This window comes from Azospirillum sp. 11R-A, assembly GCF_049472615.1.
GTDB lineage: Bacteria > Pseudomonadota > Alphaproteobacteria > Azospirillales > Azospirillaceae > Azospirillum > Azospirillum palustre.
In genome coordinates this window covers 290,575-308,682 of the sequence record NZ_JBCEBL010000002.1, presented here as the reverse complement: position 1 = coordinate 308,682, position 18,108 = coordinate 290,575, and the positions used below count along the sequence as shown (strand labels likewise).

Below are 18,108 nucleotides of genomic sequence, written 5' to 3'. Positions count from 1 at the left end.
CTCACCCCTTCTTCGCGTCTTCCTCGTCCATCTCGGCATAGACGGCGCGGGCGAGCGCTATCGCGTGGTTGGCGGCGGGGACGCCGGCATAGATACCGGCCTGCATCAGGATTTCCTTCACCTCGTCGCGGGTGACGCCGGTGTTGCGGGTGGCGCGGATGTGCAGCTTCAGCTCGCCGTCCTTGCCCAGCGCCGCCAGCATGCCGATGGTCAGCATGCTGCGCGTCCGGATGTCCAGGCCCGGCCGGGTCCAGATCTGGCCCCAGGCGGTCTTGGTGATGAACTCCTGGAAATCGGCGTCGAACCCGGTGGCGCGCTCCAGCGAGCGGTCGACATGGGCGTCGCCGAGGACCGAGCGGCGCACCGCCATGCCGCGGTCGTACAGGTCCTTGTCCGTCATGTCATGGTCGGCCATCACAGGTCCCTCAGGAAGCCGTCGATCAGGGCGGCAAGCTCCGCCGGCTTCTCGACGCCGGGGATGTGGGCGGCGCCGGGCAGCAGTTCGAACCGGGCGCCGGGGATGCCGGCCGCCAGCTCGCGGGCAGCGTCGGGCGGGGTCGCCACGTCCTCCGCGCCGCAGATCACCAGGGTGGGAGCCGTGATGGCGGCGTTGGCGGCGCTGAGGTCGGCGTCGCGGATCGCCATCGAACAGCCGACATAGCCGTCCTCGGTGGTGCGGGCGACCATGGCGGTGTAGCCGCGGATCTGGTCGGGACGGCCGTCGCGGAAGGCTTGGGTGAACCAGCGCGCCATCACCCCGTCGGCAATCGCCGTCATGCCGCGGGCGCGGATGGCGGCGATGCGGTCGGTCCAGACCGAGACCGGGCCGATGACGCCGGCGGTGTCGCACAGGATCAGGCCGTGCACCCGGCCCGGCGCCTTGACGGCGAGGCGCTGCGCCATCATGCCGCCGATGGACAGGCCGCAGACATGGGCGCGTCCGATGCCGAGCGCGTCGAGCAGGCCGGCGGCATCGTCGGCCAGCAGATCCATGCTGTAGCCGGCGTCTTCCGTGACCGGCGTCACCTGGGTCAGGCCATGGCCGCGCATGTCGTAGCGCAGGATGCGGTAACGCTGCGACAGGTGCGGCACCACCGCATCCCAGATGTGGAGGCTGGTGCCGATGGAGTTGGCGAACAGCAGCACCGGCGCGTCGGCCGGGCCGGTCAGGTCGTAATGCTGGGTGATGCCGGCGGCTTCGATGAAGGGCATTGGGTCTGCCTTCGCTTGTTGTGGTGCGGGCGCAGGTGGCTCCTGACGCTACACCCGCTCGATCATCACCGCGATCCCCTGGCCGACGCCGATGCACATGGTGCAGAGCGCCGTCCGGCCGCCGGAGTGTTCGAGCTGGTGGAGCGCGGTGGTCGCCAGACGGGCGCCGCTCATGCCGAGCGGATGGCCGAGCGCGATGCCGCCGCCGTTCGGGTTCACATGGGCGGCGTCGTCCGGCAGGCCAAGCTCGCGCAGGACGGCCAGCGCCTGGGCGGCGAAGGCCTCGTTCAGCTCGATCAGGTCGATGCCGCCGATGGTGCGGCCGAGCCGCTCCAGCAGCTTGCGGGTGGCGGGGACCGGGCCGATCCCCATGACGCGGGGCGGCACGCCGGCGGTGGCGCCGCCGAGGATGCGGGCGCGCGGGGTCAGGCCATGGCGCTTCACCGCAGCTTCGGAGGCCACCAGCAGGGCGGCGGCACCGTCGTTGACGCCCGACGCGTTGCCGGCGGTGATCGTGCCGCCGGGGCGGACGATGGGCTTCAGCGCCGCCAGCGCCTCGATGGTGGTGGCGCGGGGATGCTCGTCGGTGGTCACCACCGTCTCGCCCTTGCGGGTGCGGATGGTGACGGGGACGATCTCGCGGGCCAGGCTGCCGTCGGCGATGGCGCGGGCGGCGCGCTCCTGGCTGCGCAGCGCGAAGGCGTCCTGGTCGGCACGGGCGATCTTCCAGTCGTCGGCGACATTTTCCGCCGTCTCCGGCATCGAATCGGTGCCGTAGGCCGCCTTCATCGCCGGGTTGACGAAGCGCCAGCCGATGGTGGTGTCGAAGATCTCGGCCTGCCGCGAGAAGGGGGCGTCGGACTTGCCCATCACGAAGGGGGCGCGGCTCATGCTCTCCACCCCGCCGGCGATCATCAGATCGGCCTCGCCCGCGCGGACGGCGCGGGCGGCGGTGGCGAGCGCGTCGAGGCCGGAGCCGCAGAGCCGGTTCATCGTCGTGCCCGGCACCGCGTCGGGCAATCCCGCCAGCAGCGCCGCCATGCGGGCGACGTTGCGGTTGTCCTCGCCGGCCTGATTGGCGCAGCCATAGATCACGTCGTCCACCGCGGCCCAGTCGACCGAGGGGTTGCGCTGCATCAGGGCGCGGATCGGCGCGGCGCCGAGATCGTCGGCGCGCACCGACGACAGGGCTCCGGCATAGCGGCCGATGGGGGTGCGGATGGCGTCGCAGATGTAGGCGTCACGCATTATGTCATCCTTCTCCGCCGACCTGACCATGGGCGGCGGCGGTGCGGGAGTGCAGGTCGCGCAGCGCCGCCAGGGTTGCGGCGTCCGGGATTTCGGTGGTCTTCAGGTCGGGCGAAATCTTCAGGTCCCAGCCGGTGGCCGCCTTCACCTGCTCCACCGTCACGCCGGGATGGATGCCGGTCAGGGTCAGTTCCTTGCTCACCGGGTCGGGGGTGAGGATGCCGAGGTCGGTGATGACCGCGGTCGGCCCGGCGCCGGGAATGCCGGCCCTGGCCCGCGCGTCCCCGCCGTCGAGATGGCCCGCCGAGGTGACGAAGGGCAGCTTGGCGACGAAGGCCTTGGGGCTCTGCTTCAGGACGATAAACACCTCCTTGGCCTGGGAGGCGATCTCCGGCGCGCCGCCGGCACCGGGCAGCCGCACCTTGGGCGCGTCATAGGACCCGATGACGGTGGTGTTGATGTTGGCGAAGCGGTCGACCTGGGCGGCGCCGAGGAAGCCGACGTCGATCCGCCCGCCCTGCAGCCAGTAGCGGAAGATCTCCGGCGTGCCGACCACGGTGTCGGCGGTCAGCGCGAGGTCGCCGTCGCCGATCGACAGCGGCAGAACCGTCGGCTTGGCGCCGATGGGCCCCGATTCATAGATCAGCACGACGTCCGGCGCATGGGTCAGCCGGGCGAGGTTGGCGGCGGTCGAGGGCAGGCCGATGCCGACGAAGCAGACGGTGCCGTCCTTCAGCAGGCGGCTGGCCGCCACCGTCATGATCTCGGTCGCGGTGAAGTCCAGAGTTTCGGAACCCATCACGCAACCTCATTCATGATCTGGGCCATGCTTTCGGCCAGCACCCGGCGGAAGCCGGCGAAATCGTCGGTGTCCAGCACATGGCGCTGCATCCAGGCCTGGAAGCCGTCGCGCGAGCGGGCGATGGGGTCCCAGGCCTTGTAGAAGCGGTTGTCGCGCTCCGAATAGCCCTGCGCGTAGGACGGATAGGCGCCGCCGGGAACAGGGCAGACGGCCGACAGCGCCCAGTAGGGCAGCACGCAGGCGTTGGGCGGGGCGTCCAGCTCGTCGACGATCTCCTCCACCGTGACGATGGAGCGTTTGGCGGCCAGCACGGCCTCCTTCTGGACGCCGAGGATGCCCCAGAGCAGCACATTGCCGCGGCGGTCGGCCTTCTGGGCGTGGATCACCGTCACGTCCGGCCGGACCGACGGGATGGCGGCCAGCTTCTCAGCCGTAAAGGGGCACTCGATGAAGCGGATGTTCGGGTTGACCTTCGGCAGGTCGGAGCCGGTGTAGCCGCGCAGCAGGGCGAAGGGCAGGTTGGAGGCGCCGGCGACATAGGCGTTCGCCATGCCGGCGTGGCTGTGCTCCTCGATCTCCAGCCGGCGCGGCCAGCCCTGCTCGACCGCATCGCGGAAGCGGTGGAGGGAGCCGACGCCGGGGTTGCCGCCCCAAGAGAAGATCAGCTTCGCGGCACAGCCCATGCCGATCAGCTGGTCGTAGATCAGGTCCGGCGTCATGCGCACCAGAGTCAGGTCGCGCCGGCCCTGCCGGATGATCTCATGCCCAGCGGCATGGGGGATCAGGTGGGTGAATCCTTCCAGGGCGACCGTGTCGCCGTCGTGCACGAGGCTCGCCACCGCCTCGCGCAGGGGCGTGATCTTCGCCATATGACCTCCCGGATGTGCGAAAATCGCACGAACATTCGTCGTTACGCACAGAGTGGCGAGCAGTGCGCCGCGGTGTCAAGGGCGAAAAAAGCATTGTAAGTGCGGTGATCGCCCATATTGCGACGCAACATGAGGAATGTGTGGTCTGTGGAGTAAATTTCTTGATGAAAATTGATGATTATCAATGAGTTGACTTGAGGATCAGTTTTGTGCGATTATAGAACATAATATCAAATATCGCACTTGACGGTTCGGTCATCCCTCAGTACGGTGGACGGAACAGTCAATGACCGGAATCGCGAATTCCGGCGCCGGCATATGGTCACATGTGGGAGGGACAATGACGAGGACTCTGCGCAACGCGCTGTTGGGCAACGCGCTGCTGGGTGCGGCGTTCGGTCTGGCGCTGGCGGCCGGTCCGGCCGGTGCCGCCACCATCAAGGTCGGTGTCGTGGCGCCCTTCTCCGGGCCGTTCGGCGTGGTGGGCAAGAGCTTCAAGGAAGCCATCGAGGTCTATCAGGCCGAGCACGGCAAGACCGTCGGCAACGACACGGTGGAGTTCATCTACAGGGACCTCGACCAGGCGAACCCGGCGCAGAGCAAGGCGCTGTCGCAGGAGCTGATCGTCAAGGAGAAGGTGTCCTTCCTCGCCGGCTATTTCTTCACTCCGGATGCACTGGCGGTCGCCCCGCTGATCGACGAGGCGAACATCCCCTGCGTGATCTTCAACGCCGCGACCTCCGCCATCACGGAGAAATCGCCGCGCTATGTCCGCACCTCCTTCACGCTGTGGCAGAACACGGTGCCGCTGGCCGAACACATGGCCAAGCAGGGTCTCAAGAAGGCGATCTCGGCGGTCAGCGACTACGGTCCCGGCATCGACGGCGAGGCCGCCTTCAAGTCCACCTTCGAGAAGAACGGCGGCACGGTGGTCGACACCATCCGCATGCCGCTGAAGTCCACCGACTTCGCCCCCTTCATGCAGCGGATCAAGGATTCGGGCGCCGAGGCGGTCTATGCCTTCCTGCCCGCCGGCCCGACGACGCTGGCCTTCGCCAAGGCCTTCAACGACACCGGGCTGAAGGCGGCGGGCATCAAGTTCTTCGGCCCCGGCGACCTGACCCAGGAACCGGACCTGCCGGCGCTGGGCGAGGCGGCGATGGGCATCACCACCAGCTTCAACTACAGCCGGGCGCATGACTCGGCGATGAACAAGGCCTTCGTCGCCAAGCACAAGGAGATGTTCGGCTCCTACGACAGCGTCACCTTCACCTCGGTCGGCGCCTATGACGGCACGCACGTCATCTATCAGATGATCAAGAACAGCGGCGGCAAGATCGACGGCGCCAAGGCGGTGGAGTCGGTGAAGGGCATGAGCTGGGAAAGCCCGCGCGGCCCCCTGACCATCGATCCCGACAGCCGCCACGTCACCCAGACGATCTATCTGCGTACCGTCGAGATGGTCGACGGCAAATTGGAGAATGTCGAGAAGCAGTCGTTCCCGAAGCAGCCGGACTATGGGTACAAGTTGGCGAAGTGAGGGGAAGTGCCCCTCTCCCGTCCCGGGAGAGGGAAGGGGCCCGCGAAGCGGGAAGGGTGAGGGGTGAGGCACGGAGCCATGCGGTTCTGGATTCTTGGATTGCCCCTCACCCTCCCCACGCCTGACGGCGCGGGTCCCCTCCCTCTCCCGGGGCGGGAGAGGGTGATTTGGGGCAACCACCGTTAACGGGCCGAACGGACGCACATCATGGAAACCATGTTCGGGATCGCCGTCGACGGGGTCGCCTACGGCATGATCCTCTTCATCATCTCCGTCGGGCTGTCGGTGACGCTGGGGCTGATGCGGGTGGTCAATCTGGCGCATGGCGCCTTCGCCATGGTCGGCGGCTATGTCGCCTCCTATGCCGCACAGAGCGCCGGGCTGTCCTATGGGCTGGCGCTGGTGGTGGCGGTGGCGCTGACCGTGCTGGCGACGCTGCCGCTGGAACGGCTGCTGTACCGCCGCATCTACGGCTCGGCCAACGAACTGGCGCAGGTGCTGCTGACCATCGGGCTGACCTTCGTCATCGTCGCCGGCATCAATTACCTGTTCGGCCCGACGCTGAAGCGCATTCCGCTGCCGGACCTGCTGACCGGCACGGTGCAGCTGGGGCCGAAGTCGATCCCCACCCACCGCGCCTTCGTCATCGGCGCCGGGGCGGCCACCCTGCTGGGGCTGTGGTGGCTGCTGGAGCGCACCGATTTCGGTATCCGGCTGCGCGCGGCGGTCGACGATCCCGCCATGGCGGCGGCGCTTGGCATCCGCACCGAACGGCTCTATCTGGCGACCTTCGCGCTCGGCACCGGGCTGGCGGCGCTGGGCGGCGTGCTGGGGGCGGAACTGCTGCCGCTGGAGCCCTATTACGCCATCCGCTACATCGTGCTGTTCCTGGCGGTGGTGGCGGTCGGCGGGGCGGGGAGCATCTTCGGCTCGGCGGCGGCGGCGCTGGCGCTGGGCATCGTCGACACCGCCGGCAAATACCTGATCCCGAATTTCGGCGAGTTCTTCTTCTACGCCGCCCTGATCCTGATCCTGTTCCGCTGGCCCCACGGCTTCTTCAAAGGGAGGACGGCATGACGAGCGTCGCCGAGCGCGACGGAAAGGCCGGCCAGATGATCCGGCCTGCTCCGCTTGGCAAGCGCCGCGATCTCGGCTGGATCGGCATTCCGCTGGTCGCATTGGCCGGGCTGGCCGCCTATTGGCTGCTGCCGGACGATCTGGCGCTGCTGACCCGCATCGCCGCCTCGGCGCTGTTCGTGCTGTCGCTCGACCTCGTGCTCGGCTATGGCGGGATCGCCACGCTGGGGCAGGCGGCGATGTTCGGCACCGGCGCCTATGCCGCCGGCATCGTCGCGGTCAACTGGAACAACGACCCCTTCGTCATGCTGGCGGCCGGCGGGCTGGCCGGCGGGCTGGTCGCGCTGGCGACCGGCGCCCTGATCCTGCATGCGCGCGGGCTGACCCTGCTGATGCTGACCATCGCAGTCGGGCAGATCGTGCAGGAGGTCGCCAACAAGGCGCGCGACTGGACCGGCGGCAGCGACGGGCTGTCGGGCATCGACCCGGCCCCGGTGCTGGGGCTGTTCCGCTTCGACATGTTCGGCCGCACCTCCTACCTGTTCGCGCTGGCGGTGCTGGTGGTCGGGCTGGTGGTGGCGCGGCGGATCGTGCGCTCGCCCTTCGGGCTGGCCTGCCGCGGCGTGAAGGAAGACCCCTTGCGGATCTCCGCCATCGGCGGGTCGCCGAAATCCTATCTGGTGGCGCTCTATGGCGTGGCCGGGGTGTTCGCCGGGGTGGCGGGGGCGCTGACGGCGGTGACCAGCGGCATCGTCGGGCTGGACAGCGCCGGCTTCCCCTGGTCGGCGGAAGCGCTGGTGATGCTGGTGCTGGGCGGCACCGGGCGGCTCTATGGCGCGGTGATCGGCACGGCGGCCTTCATGGGCATCCACCATATCCTGGCCGCCAGCGATCCCTTCCACTGGATGGCCTTCATCGGCCTGTTCCTGATCGGCATCGTCCTGTTCCTGCCCGGCGGCATCGCCTCCGGCGTGGAGCGGCTGGGCGGGCTGCTGCGCCGGAAGGAGGGCGGGGCATGACGAAGCTGTTGGAAGTCGAGGGGCTGGCCAAGAATTTCGGCGGCCTCCAGGTGTCGTCCGACATCACCATGGCGCTGAATGCCGGCGACCGCTGCGCCCTGATCGGGCCGAACGGGGCGGGCAAGACGACCTTCGTCAACCTCGTCACCGGGGTGATCCCGCCCAGCGCCGGCACCATCCGGCTGGACGGCCGCGACATCACGAAGCTGTCGGCGGCGGAGCGGGTGCGGCTGGGGCTGATCCGCAGTTTCCAGGTCGCGCGGCTGTTCAAGTCGATGACGGTGCGCGAGCATCTGGAATTGGCCGTCCTCCAGCGCGACCGCCGCACCTTCCGCCTGTTCGCCAGCGTCGCCAGGGTGGCCGGGCTGGCCGACGAGGTGGCGGGGCTGCTCGATGCCATGGGGCTGACCCATGCGGCGCACACGGCGGTCGGCTCGCTGGCCTATGGGCAGCAGCGGCTTCTGGAGATCGCACTGGCGCTTGCCATGAAGCCGAAGGTGCTGATCCTCGACGAGCCGGCGGCCGGCGTGCCCCATTCGGAGAGCCAGCGCATCCTCGACGCCATCGACCGGCTGCCCAAGGATCTGGCGGTGCTGATGATCGAGCACGACATGGATCTGGTGTTCCGCTTCGCGAAGACCATCGTCGTGCTGGCGCAGGGGCGGCTGCTGTGCAGCGGCACCGCCAAGGAGATCGTCGCCGACCCGCGCGTGCGCGAAGTCTATCTGGGGAGCCGTGCCCATGCCCACTGAACCGCGTGGCGCTTTCGAGGTCGCGGATCTGCGCGCCGGCTACGGCAAGACGCTGATCCTCGACGGCGTGTCGCTGGCCGTGCCGGCGGGCGGACGGCTGGCCCTGCTCGGCCGCAACGGGGTGGGCAAGACGACGACGCTGGCGACGCTGGTCGGCCAGACCACCCGCCATGGCGGCAGCATCCGGCTGGACGGGGTCGAGCTGGGCACGATGAGCAGTTCGGCGCGGGCGGCGGCGGGGCTCGGCTATGTGCCGCAGACGCGCGACATCTTCAAATCGCTGACGGTGGAGGAGAACCTCGTCGCCGGGCTGAAGGGTCGGCCGCGCTCGGCGCTGGAGGAGGCGTACGAGCTGTTCCCCCGGCTGGCCGAGCGGCGGCGCAACGGCGGCGGCGAGCTGTCGGGCGGCGAGCAGCAGATGCTGTCGGTCGCCCGCGCCCTGCTCGGCAAGCCGACGGTGCTGCTGCTGGACGAGCCGCTGGAGGGGCTGGCGCCGGTGATCTGCGACACGCTGATGGCGGCGCTGTCGAGGCTCGACATGACCATCCTGCTGGTGGAGCAGCAGGTCGACCGCGCGCTGGACTTCGCCGACCGCGTGGTCTTCCTCGACCGCGGCCGGGTGGTGCATGCCGGGCCGGCGGCGCAGGCGAAGGCGGATTTGCTGCTGCTGGAGCGGCATCTGGGCGTGGCGCTGGCGGCGTAGGGCGGGCGCATCACCTGAACGGCGGCGCGTAGAGCAGGCCGCCCTGGGTCCAGGGCTTGTTCATTCCGCGGTCCATGCCGTAGGGGGTGCCGAGGTTCCGGTCGAAGATCTCGCCGTAGTTCCCGACCTGGGCCAGCACCTGCAAGGCCCAGTCGTCGGGCAGGCCGAGCGTGCGGGAGACGCTGCCGGCGTGGCCCAGCATGCGGTGCAGCTCGGGATCGTCGGGGATGCGTCCGGCCTGAACGTCGGCGGACGTGACGCCCTTGGCATCGGCCAGAATGATGGCGTGGAGCACCCAGCGGGTGATGTCGTACCAGTTGCGGTCGCCGCGCGCGATGTAGGGCGTCAGCGGCTCGCGCGAGATCACGTCGGGGTAGATGGTGATGCCCATCCCCGCCTGGCGGTAGCCGGCCAGCGAGGTCACCAGCACCGTTCGGTCGGTGGTCAGCAGGTCGCATTCATGGGCGAGGAAGGCCTGCAACGCTTCGTCCAGCGTCTGGAAGGTGCGGATCGTCCAGGGCAGGTCCGACTTGCGGATATGGTCCTCCAGATTGCGGACCGTGGTGGTGGCGGTCTTGACGCAGACGGTGCGGACGCCCAGCCGGTCGAGCGGCGGCGGCGGTGTGCCGTCCGAGTGGATGGCGAAGCCCTGGCCGTCATGCAGCAGCGGCATCAGGAACTCGATGTCGTGCGACAGCTCGCGGCTGAAGGTCCAGGTCGTGGTGGTCAGCGCCACGTCGACCTCGTGCTTCTCCACCGCCTGGAATTCCTGCGGCTTTTCCGGCAGGCGGACGACGCGGACCGCCTGGGCGTTGCCGAGCGTCGCCGCGGCGAAGACCCGGCAGACATCGACCAGGAAGCCGTCGAGATGCCCCTGCGGGTCGGAGAAGGAGATGCCGCTGACGCCGCTGCGCAGGCCGCAGATCAGGAAGCCGCGGCCATGGATGCGCTCCAGCGTATCGCCGTCCTCGGCATAAGCCGGTAATGTGAGCGCCGGCAAGGCCGATACCATCGCCAGCAGCACAAGCAACACCAGCCGCATCCCGACACCCATCCCCTGACCAGCCCCAGCCGCCGCACCTCTGCGGCGGGCGATCAGGCCGCCTGCCCGGCGCGCAGCGTGCCGAGCAGACTATGCAGCGAAGCCGCTTCCTCGGCCAGCGTGTTCGCCGTCTCGGTCAGCGAGGCGGCGATGTCGCCGGTGCGGGCGGCCTGGGCGCTGACGCCGTCGATCAGGCTCGCCACCTCGCCGGTGTTGCCGGCGATCACGCCGACGCGGTTGCGGATCTCGGTGGAGGAGTCGGTCTGGCGGGCCACCGCGCCGCCGATCAGCTCCTGCACCTCGCTGATGCGCTCGACCGAGCCGGAGATGCGGGCGAAGGTGCCGACGGTGTTCTGGATGCTGCCGTTGATGGCGCTGACCGAGCTGGCGATCTGCACGGTGGCGTTGGCGGTCTCCTCCGCCAGCTTCTTCACCTCCGCCGCCACCACGGCGAAGCCGCGGCCCGCCACGCCGGCCGCCGCCGCCTCGATGGTGGCGTTCAGTGCCAGGAGCTTGGTCTGGTGGGCGATGCCGGTGATGACGTCGACGATGCGGCGGATCTGCTCGGTGTTCTCGCCCAGCTGGCCGACCACCTCGCGGGCGGCGGTCAGTTCGCCCAGCGTATCGCCGACCACGCCGGCCGCCTCGCTCGTCAGGCTGGAGACGGTGCCGATGGTGTCCATCAGCACCCCGGCGCTGTCGTTGCAGGTGTTGGCGTTGCGGTTGCTCTCGGCGACGAAGCTGCCGGCGCTGACCGTGCTGTCGATGGTGCCGGACGATTCGCGGCGCAGCGCGTCGGCCAGCTCGCGCAGCTGGCCCGACTGGGCGGCGACGCCCGACGCCACCTGATGCACGTCCTCCATCAGCTGGCGGGCCAGTGCGGCGGAGCGCATCTGCTCGGTCACGTCGGTCCAGGACAGGGTCTTGCCCAGCACGTTGCCCTGGTCGTCGAAGACGGTGTCGACATGGGCCTCCACCGTCGTCTCGTCCACGGTCAGGGTGCGGCGCGGGATCGGCGGGCGGGCGGGGTCGGTGCAGGCGGCGGTGAAGTCCGGCCCCTGGGCCAGCAGGTCGGGGCCGGCCGGATCGATGCCGTGCGCCTCGCAGAAGTTGCGGGCGGCGGGATTGACGAAACCCACCTGTCCATCCGTGCGCAGGAGCGCCGTCGGCACCGGGCTGCTGTCGACCATCCGCTTCATCAGCAGCACCTGCTCGACGCTGCCGCGCAGGCGGCGGAGCGCGGCGGCCATCACCGCCAGCTCGTCGCGGCCGGTGCGGGGAACCTCGATGGACAGGTCGCCGGCGGCGATCTGCTCCATGGCGCGGGCGAACTTGCGCAGGTTGGCGATGACGGCGACGCGCAGCAGCAGGGCGGCGGCGATGGCGACGGCCAGCGCGAAGGCGGCGACCATCTTGAGGGCGTCGTTGCGCAGGGCCTCGGTCGCGCCGACGAATTCCGACACGTCGCGCGAGATCTCCGCCGTCGCCCAGGGCAGCCCGCCGTCGCCGCCGAGCGACACGGTGGTGGTGGAGAGCTGCGCATGGGCCGACGGCTCGCCGCCTTTGGCCTCGAACAGCATGCCGCCCTTGGCGTCGGTGATGCGGATGTCGGCGTCCAGCACCGCGCCCAGGTTGGACAGGGCGGGTAGGGGATCGGTCACCACCTCCAAAAAGCCGAGGACGCGGAAGCCGCCGATGGGGACGATCATGCTGAACAGCGGCCGGCCCTGGCCGTCGCGCCACAGCAGGCTGGCCGGGCGGCGCTTGTCGGCGATGTCGCGGGTCTTCAGCGCCTCGAACAGCGGGGTGACGGTGGCGACGCTGTCCTGTTCCCCGCCGGTGGCGGCGATGCGGGTCATGTCGGCGTCGAACACGGCGACCGAGACCAGCCGCACCTCGCGGTCGACCACCACGGGCCGGGCGTTGATGTTCTTCAGCGCCAGCATCGTCTTGGCCGGGTCCTTCTGGTTGATGCTGTCGACCAGGAAGGCGTCGCGGCTCCATTCGTTGGCGTGGCCCTGGAGCCAGTCCGTGTAGTTCTTGCGGATGCGGTCGTTGGCGAGCACCCGCAGGGTGGCCGCCGCACTGCTGTTGAAGGTGGTCAGCGCAAAGTCGGTGTAACGCTGCGACACCCAGGCCTGGCTGGCGATCAGCGCCACCACCAGCACGCCCACCACCGATACCATGGCGCGGCGCAGGGTCCAGAAGCGGTGGCGCGCACTGCCATCGTCCAGGGTGCTGCCCGCATTCGTCGAGATCGCCGTCATGCCCAAACCCCCGCCGCCAGTGAACGGTTTCAACGGATTGCTACACGCACATCGTCGCAGGGCCCTTTGAACGGTTTAGCGTTCATTTGTGAACAGTTCGTGTCTTTTCGTTTGCATTTGAGGCAAGTGGCGATGACCGGAGCAAGGAAACAGGTGGGATTTTTGGCGGACGGACGGCCTATGACTTTCCCATGGAGGAATTCTCCAAGATGAAAAGCAACCGGATGTGGTGAATTGACTTCGGAAGAGGCCGGTTGCCTGCGTCGATGCATAAAAAATGGGCCACGGAAGCGCGCGAAAAATTTTCGCGATTTCCGTGGCCCAGGCTGCCGAGCGCGTGGCCGCCGCGAGACTGAAGCGACGGGGGAGTTTGCTCGGGGTTGGGTGTGTCGCCCTATACCCCCTCTCCCCCCCGGGGAGAGGGTCGGGGTGAGGGGGATGCATAGGGTGGATTCGGTGGCGAATGGGGACTGTGCGGTTCTTGGGAATCCTCGCCGCGCGACCCCCTCACCCTAACCCTCTCCCCGGGGGGGAGAGGGGACCCGAAGGGCGGGAGAGGGAGTGTTCATCCATCCTGCGTGACGTCGCCGGCGAACAGGTAGCCCGTGCCGTGGACGGTGACGATCAGCCGGGGGTCCGCCGGATCGGTCTCGATCAGGCGGCGCAGGCGGCGGACCAGGCTGTCGATGGTGCGGTCGGTGGCATCCGTCTTGCGCCGCGTCGTCGCCGTCAGCAGATAGTCGCGGTTCATCACCCGGCCGGGGTTGCAGACGAAGGTCGACAGCAGCTCGAACTCCGCACCGGTCAGCCGCACCGGGTTGCCCTGCGGGTCGGTCAGGCGCATGCGGTCGAGCCACAGCGTCCAGCCGGAGAAGCAGCGCTTGCGGTCGTCGCGCTGGTCGCCCGGCGCCTTCAGCCGGCGCAGCAGGTTCCGCACCCGGGCCAGGATCTCGCGCGGTTCGAAGGGCTTCGCGATGTAGTCGTCGGCCCCCATCTCCAGCCCGATGATGCGGTCCAGCTTCTCCGCCCGGCTGCTGACCAGGATGATGCCGATCTCCGACACCGCGCGAAGCTCGCGGGTCAGGGTCAGCCCATCCTGGCGCGGCAGCCGGATGTCGAGCAGCACCACGTCCACCGCCGCCGCCGCCAGCAGATCCTTCAACTCCTCCGCGCTTCGGGCCAGCAGGACGTCGAAGCCCTCATCCGTCAGATAGGACTTCAGCGTCTCGCGCGTCACCGCGTCGTCGTCGGTGATGGCAATGGTCGCCGCCATGACCCTCTTGTCCGCCTCTCAGCGCGCCTTAAGCCTCAATGTTCCAGGATCTGGCCCAGGAACTGGCGGGTGCGCTCGCTTTTCGGGTTTTCGAAGAATTCGGCCGGCGACCCGCTCTCGATGATCGAGCCTTCGGCCATGAAGACAATAGAGTCGGCGACCTGCCGGGCGAAGCCCATTTCGTGGGTGACGCAGACCATGGTCATGCCCTCGCCCGCCAGCTCGGTCATGACGTCCAGCACCTCCTTGACCATTTCGGGGTCGAGCGCCGAGGTCGGCTCGTCGAACAGCATGATCTCGGGGCGCATGCAGAGCGCGCGGGCGATGGCCACGCGCTGCTGCTGGCCGCCGGACAGCTGGCCGGGGAACTTGTGCGCCTGGTCGGGGATGCGCACCCGCTTCAGGTACATCATGGCGATTTCCTCGATCTCGGACTTCGCCATGCCGCGGACCCAGATCGGGGCCAGCGTCAGGTTCTGGAGCACCGTCAGGTGCGGGAACAGGTTGAAGTTCTGGAACACCATGCCGACCTTGCGGCGGATCTTCTCCACCGCCTTGACATCGTCGGTCAGCTCGATGCCGTCGACGATGATGTGGCCGGTCTGGTGCGCTTCGAGCCGGTTGATGCAGCGGATCATCGTCGACTTGCCCGACCCGGAGGGTCCGCAGACGACGACCTTCTCGCCCTTGCCGATGCTGATGCTGACGTCGCGCAGCGCGTGGTAGCTGGCGTACCACTTGCCGACCTTGCGGAGTTCGATGATGGCGTTCTCGGTCATTGCTCGGTCTCCAGAGCCGGTCAGCGGCGGGTGTAGCGGTTGGCCAGACGCTCCAGCCACTGGCTGTAGCGCGACATGCTGAAGCAGAAGATCCAGAACATCAGCCCGGCGAAGACATAGACCTCGGCGAAATAGGGGCGCCATTCGGGGTCGGTCGTCGCCACGGTGGCGGCGGTCAGCAGGTCGTACAGGCCGACGATGGTGACCAGCGAGGTGTCCTTGAAGGCGCTGATGAACTGGTTGACGATGGGCGGGATGACGATGCGCAGGGCCTGCGGCAGGACGATCAGCATCGTCTTCTGCCAGTAGCTGAGGCCAAGCGCGTCGGCGGCCTCGTACTGGCCCTTGGGGATCGCCTGCAAGCCGCCGCGCACGGCCTCGGCCAGATAGGCGGCGGTGAAGAGCGTCATGCCGGCAAGCGCGCGCAGCAGCTTGTCGACCGTGACGCCTTCCGGCAGGAACAGCGGGAACATCACCGAGGCCATGAACAGCACGCTGACCAGCGGCACGCCGCGCATCGTCTCGATGAAGCCGACGCAGAAGGTGCGGATGGCGGGCAGCGAGGACTGACGGCCCAGCGCCAGCAGGATCGACAGCGGGAAGGCGAGCGCGATGGAGAAGACCGACAGCATCAGCGTGATCGGCAGCCCGCCCCAGCGGTCGTTCGGCACATAGGTGAGGCCGGCGACGCCGCCCCACATCAGCACGCCCATGCCGACCAGCGTCAGCGCCCAGGCGACGGCCAGCCAGGGCCGCCAGAAGGCGCGCACGCCGCTGGCCCCCAGCATCGCCACGAACAGGGCGCAGGCCAGGAAGGGGCGCCACTGCTCGTCATAGGGGTAGGTGCCGAAGAAGATCAGCCGGTGCTTGACCACGATCACCGACCAGCAGGCGCCGGCCGCCTCGCGGCAGGCCTCCGACGAACCGGACCAGTTGGCGTTCAGCAGCAGCCAGTTCGCCATCGGCGGCACCACCAGCCACAGCAGGAACAGGCAGGCCAGCGTCAGCGCCGTGTTCAGCGGCGTGTTGAACAGATTGTCCTTGGCCCAGCCGAAGGGCTTCAGCGCCGTCATGCCGTTGGCCTGCGGCGGGGCGGAGGCCTGGCTCGGCTCCTCTTCATAAGAGGCGGCCCAGCGGGCGGGGGAGACGGGACCGGTGGGAATGGGGGCCTGATCGGCCGGGGAGTGCTTGCTCATCGGGTCACCAGAGCCACGCGGCGGTTGTACCAGTTCATGAAGCCGGAGATCGCGAGGCTGATGATGAGATAGACGAGCATCATCATCGCCACCGCCTCCACCACCTGACCGGTCTGGTTGGCCGAGGTGTTGGAGACGCTGACCAGATCCGGATAGCCGATGGCGACGGCCAGCGAGCTGTTTTTGGTCAGGTTCAGATATTGGCTGGTCAGCGGCGGCACGATGACGCGCAGCGCCTGCGGCAGGATGACGAGGCGCAGGATCTTGCCCGGCGACAGGCCCAGCGCCAGCCCGGCCTCGGTCTGGCCGTGCGGCACGGCGAGGATGCCGGAGCGCACGATCTCGGCGATGAAGCCGGCGGTGTAGACCGACAGGCCGATCAGCAGCGCGGTGAATTCCGGGGTGACCGACCCGCCGCCTTCGAAGTTGAAGCCGGCCAATGCCGGCACATCGAAGGCCAGCGGGGCGCCGGTGACGATGAAGGCCAGGGCCGGCGGCAGCAGCAGGGCGGCGATGACGGCCGGCAGGGTCGGGAAGGGCTTGCCGGTGGTCTCGCGCCGGCGGCGGCCGTAGCGGACGGCGGCGAAGGCGGCGGCGATGCCGGCGACCAGCGCCAGCAGGATCCAGCCATGACCGGCATGCTCCACCAGGACCGGGAACTTCATGCCGCGGTTGCTGAGGAAGATGCCCGGCAGCACCTCCAGCGCCTCGCGCGGGCTGGGGAGCCGGTTCAGGATCGTGTACCAGACCACCAGCTGCAAAAGCAGCGGCACGTTGCGGACCGTCTCGACATACAGGGTGGCGAAGCGGTTCACCATCCAGTTGGACGACAGCCGCCCGATGCCGATCAGCACGCCCAGCACGCTCGCCAGCACGACGCCTGCGGCCGACACCGCCAGCGTGTTCAAGAGGCCGACGACCAGCGCCGTCAGGTAGGTGTCGGAGGCGGAATAGGGCAGCAGGCTCTCGCCGATCTCGAAGCCGGCCTCGCGCTGAAGGAAGCCGAAACCGGTGGCGACGCCGCGGGTGGCGAGGTTGGTCAGCGTGTTGGAGACGAGATACCAGGCGACGGCGAGGGCGCAGGCCAGGAACAGAGCCTGATACAGCCACCCCCGCACGCGCGCGGAATTCAGCGCCTGGACCGGGTTTGTCATGGTGTTGCTCCGTGCGGGGGTGAAAGGCCCTCTCTTCCCCCGGAAGGGGAAGAGAGGGAGGGCGCCCTTACTTCATCGGCGGGGCGTACATCAGGCCGCCTTCGGTGTAGAGGGCGTTCTGGCCGCGCGGCATCTTCAGCTTGGAGCCGGCGCCGACGTTGCGCTCATAGCTCTGGGCGTAGTTGCCGACCTGCTTGATGATGGCGTAGGCCCAGTTCTCCTCGACGCCCAGCGCCTTGCCGTTGCCGGCGGTGACGCCCAGCAGGCGCTTCACGTCCGGATCGGGCGAGGTCATGGCGGCGTCGACGGTCTCCGACGTCAGGCCCTTCTCCTCGGCCTGGACCATGGCGTAGAAGGCCCAGGTGACCAGGTTCATCCATTCCTCGTCGCCCTGGCGCACGGCCGGGGACAGCGGCTCCTTGGAGATCAGCTCGGGCAGGATGACGTAGTCGTTGGGGTTCTGCACCTCGGCGGCGCGGATGGCGGCCAGCTGGGAGGCGTCGGAGGTCAGGGCGTCGCAGCGGCCGGCGAAGAAGGCCTTGTTCAGCTCCTCGTTCTTCTCGATGACGACCGGCTTGAAGGTCATCTTGTTGGCGCGGAAGTAGTCCGACACGTTCTGCTCGGTCGTGGTGCCGGGCAGGACGCAGACGGTGGCGCCGTTCAGCTGCTTGGCGCTCTTCAGGCCGAGCTTGGCCGACACCATGAAGCCCTGGCCGTCGAAATAATTGGTCGGCGCGAAGTTCAGGCCGTTGGCGGTGTCGCGGGTCAGGGTGCGGGTGGTGTTGCGGGCCAGCAGGTCGATCTCGCCGGACTGGAGCGCCGGCAGGCGCTGCTGCGCCGACAGCGGGGTGTACTTCACCTTTTCGGCATCGCCGAACATGGCGGCGGCGACGGCGCGGCACATGTCGACGTCGAGGCCCGACCACTTGCCCTTGTCGTCGGGCGAGGAGAAGCCGTACAGGCCCAGGTTGACGCCGCACTGGACGTAGCCCTTCTGCTTCACGCCGTCGAAGGTGGCGCCGGCCTGGGCGGTACCAGAGAGGGCAATGGCGGAGACGGACAGGGTGGCCGCGATGGCGAGTGCGCTCAGATGGGACTTCACGGGGCGGGGCTCCTTCAGCCTTGTGGTTCATTGGACGCCGGGGCAGAGGGCTCCGGCCGCCGCATGCCGCCAC

17 protein-coding genes are annotated in these 18,108 nt (G+C 68.6%); 5 read left to right on the top strand and 12 right to left on the bottom strand.

Going from position 1 to position 18,108, the window contains the following annotated elements; genetic code table 11:
• Position 1: 1 nt before the first annotated feature.
• The 5 genes from pcaC to VH569_RS05030 are packed head-to-tail and all read right to left on the bottom strand — an operon-like array spanning position 2 to position 4,131.
• On the bottom strand, positions 2-400 hold the full coding sequence (gene pcaC, locus VH569_RS05050; RefSeq protein WP_423314512.1) for a 4-carboxymuconolactone decarboxylase: 399 nt from the start codon (positions 398-400) through the stop codon (positions 2-4).
• A gap of 14 nt (positions 401-414) precedes the next feature.
• Complete coding sequence (gene pcaD, locus VH569_RS05045) at positions 415-1,212, bottom strand: 3-oxoadipate enol-lactonase (protein ID WP_423314404.1); 798 nt, start codon at positions 1,210-1,212, stop codon at positions 415-417.
• Positions 1,213-1,260: 48 nt separating this feature from the next.
• On the bottom strand, positions 1,261-2,460 hold the full coding sequence (gene pcaF, locus VH569_RS05040) for a 3-oxoadipyl-CoA thiolase (protein ID WP_423314403.1): 1,200 nt from the start codon (positions 2,458-2,460) through the stop codon (positions 1,261-1,263).
• A gap of 4 nt (positions 2,461-2,464) precedes the next feature.
• Positions 2,465-3,244, bottom strand: coding sequence for a CoA-transferase subunit beta (locus VH569_RS05035; RefSeq protein WP_423314511.1), 780 nt, complete (start codon positions 3,242-3,244; stop codon positions 2,465-2,467).
• Positions 3,245-3,258: 14 nt separating this feature from the next.
• The gene (locus tag VH569_RS05030; protein ID WP_423314402.1) at positions 3,259-4,131 is read right to left on the bottom strand and encodes a CoA transferase subunit A; all 873 of its coding nucleotides are present in this window, start codon (positions 4,129-4,131) and stop codon (positions 3,259-3,261) included.
• Positions 4,132-4,471: 340 nt separating this feature from the next.
• Here VH569_RS05030 and VH569_RS05025 point away from each other — a divergent pair, with 340 nt between their 5' ends.
• The 5 genes from VH569_RS05025 to VH569_RS05005 all read left to right on the top strand — a co-directional run bounded on the left by VH569_RS05025 (position 4,472) and on the right by VH569_RS05005 (position 9,222).
• A complete protein-coding gene (locus tag VH569_RS05025) occupies positions 4,472-5,671 on the top strand; it encodes an ABC transporter substrate-binding protein (RefSeq protein ID WP_423314401.1) in 1,200 nt (399 codons plus the stop codon).
• 207 nt (positions 5,672-5,878) lie between these two features.
• Entirely contained in the window at positions 5,879-6,748 is an 870-nt protein-coding gene (locus VH569_RS05020) for a branched-chain amino acid ABC transporter permease (protein ID WP_423314400.1), read from the top strand.
• Complete coding sequence (locus VH569_RS05015) at positions 6,745-7,767, top strand: branched-chain amino acid ABC transporter permease (RefSeq protein ID WP_423314399.1); 1,023 nt, start codon at positions 6,745-6,747, stop codon at positions 7,765-7,767. The genes VH569_RS05020 and VH569_RS05015 overlap by 4 nt, the downstream gene beginning before the upstream one ends.
• The gene (locus VH569_RS05010) at positions 7,764-8,519 is read left to right on the top strand and encodes an ABC transporter ATP-binding protein (protein ID WP_423314398.1); all 756 of its coding nucleotides are present in this window, start codon (positions 7,764-7,766) and stop codon (positions 8,517-8,519) included. Before VH569_RS05015 ends, VH569_RS05010 begins: the two co-directional genes overlap by 4 nt.
• Positions 8,509-9,222 carry an ABC transporter ATP-binding protein gene (locus VH569_RS05005; RefSeq protein ID WP_423314397.1) on the top strand — a complete coding sequence of 238 codons (714 nt, stop codon included), beginning with the start codon at positions 8,509-8,511 and terminating at the stop codon, positions 9,220-9,222. The genes VH569_RS05010 and VH569_RS05005 overlap by 11 nt, the downstream gene beginning before the upstream one ends.
• 10 nt (positions 9,223-9,232) lie before the next feature.
• Here VH569_RS05005 and VH569_RS05000 read toward each other — a convergent pair whose 3' ends face one another.
• The 7 genes from VH569_RS05000 to VH569_RS04970 form a co-directional block, all read right to left on the bottom strand.
• Positions 9,233-10,264, bottom strand: a complete 1,032-nt coding sequence (locus VH569_RS05000; protein WP_423314396.1) for an amino acid ABC transporter substrate-binding protein — start codon at positions 10,262-10,264, stop codon at positions 9,233-9,235.
• Between the two features lie 53 nt (positions 10,265-10,317).
• A complete protein-coding gene (locus VH569_RS04995; RefSeq protein WP_423314395.1) occupies positions 10,318-12,531 on the bottom strand; it encodes a methyl-accepting chemotaxis protein in 2,214 nt (737 codons plus the stop codon).
• 565 nt (positions 12,532-13,096) lie between these two features.
• Positions 13,097-13,804, bottom strand: a complete 708-nt coding sequence (locus VH569_RS04990) for a response regulator (protein ID WP_423314394.1) — start codon at positions 13,802-13,804, stop codon at positions 13,097-13,099.
• A gap of 35 nt (positions 13,805-13,839) precedes the next feature.
• Positions 13,840-14,583 carry an amino acid ABC transporter ATP-binding protein gene (locus tag VH569_RS04985; RefSeq protein ID WP_377811677.1) on the bottom strand — a complete coding sequence of 248 codons (744 nt, stop codon included), beginning with the start codon at positions 14,581-14,583 and terminating at the stop codon, positions 13,840-13,842.
• 20 nt (positions 14,584-14,603) lie between these two features.
• Positions 14,604-15,779, bottom strand: coding sequence for an amino acid ABC transporter permease (locus VH569_RS04980; RefSeq protein WP_423314393.1), 1,176 nt, complete (start codon positions 15,777-15,779; stop codon positions 14,604-14,606).
• Complete coding sequence (locus VH569_RS04975; RefSeq protein WP_423314392.1) at positions 15,776-16,933, bottom strand: amino acid ABC transporter permease; 1,158 nt, start codon at positions 16,931-16,933, stop codon at positions 15,776-15,778. The genes VH569_RS04980 and VH569_RS04975 overlap by 4 nt, the downstream gene beginning before the upstream one ends.
• A 67-nt stretch (positions 16,934-17,000) precedes the next feature.
• Entirely contained in the window at positions 17,001-18,035 is a 1,035-nt protein-coding gene (locus tag VH569_RS04970) for an amino acid ABC transporter substrate-binding protein (RefSeq protein WP_377811675.1), read from the bottom strand.
• Positions 18,036-18,108 lie beyond the last annotated feature (73 nt).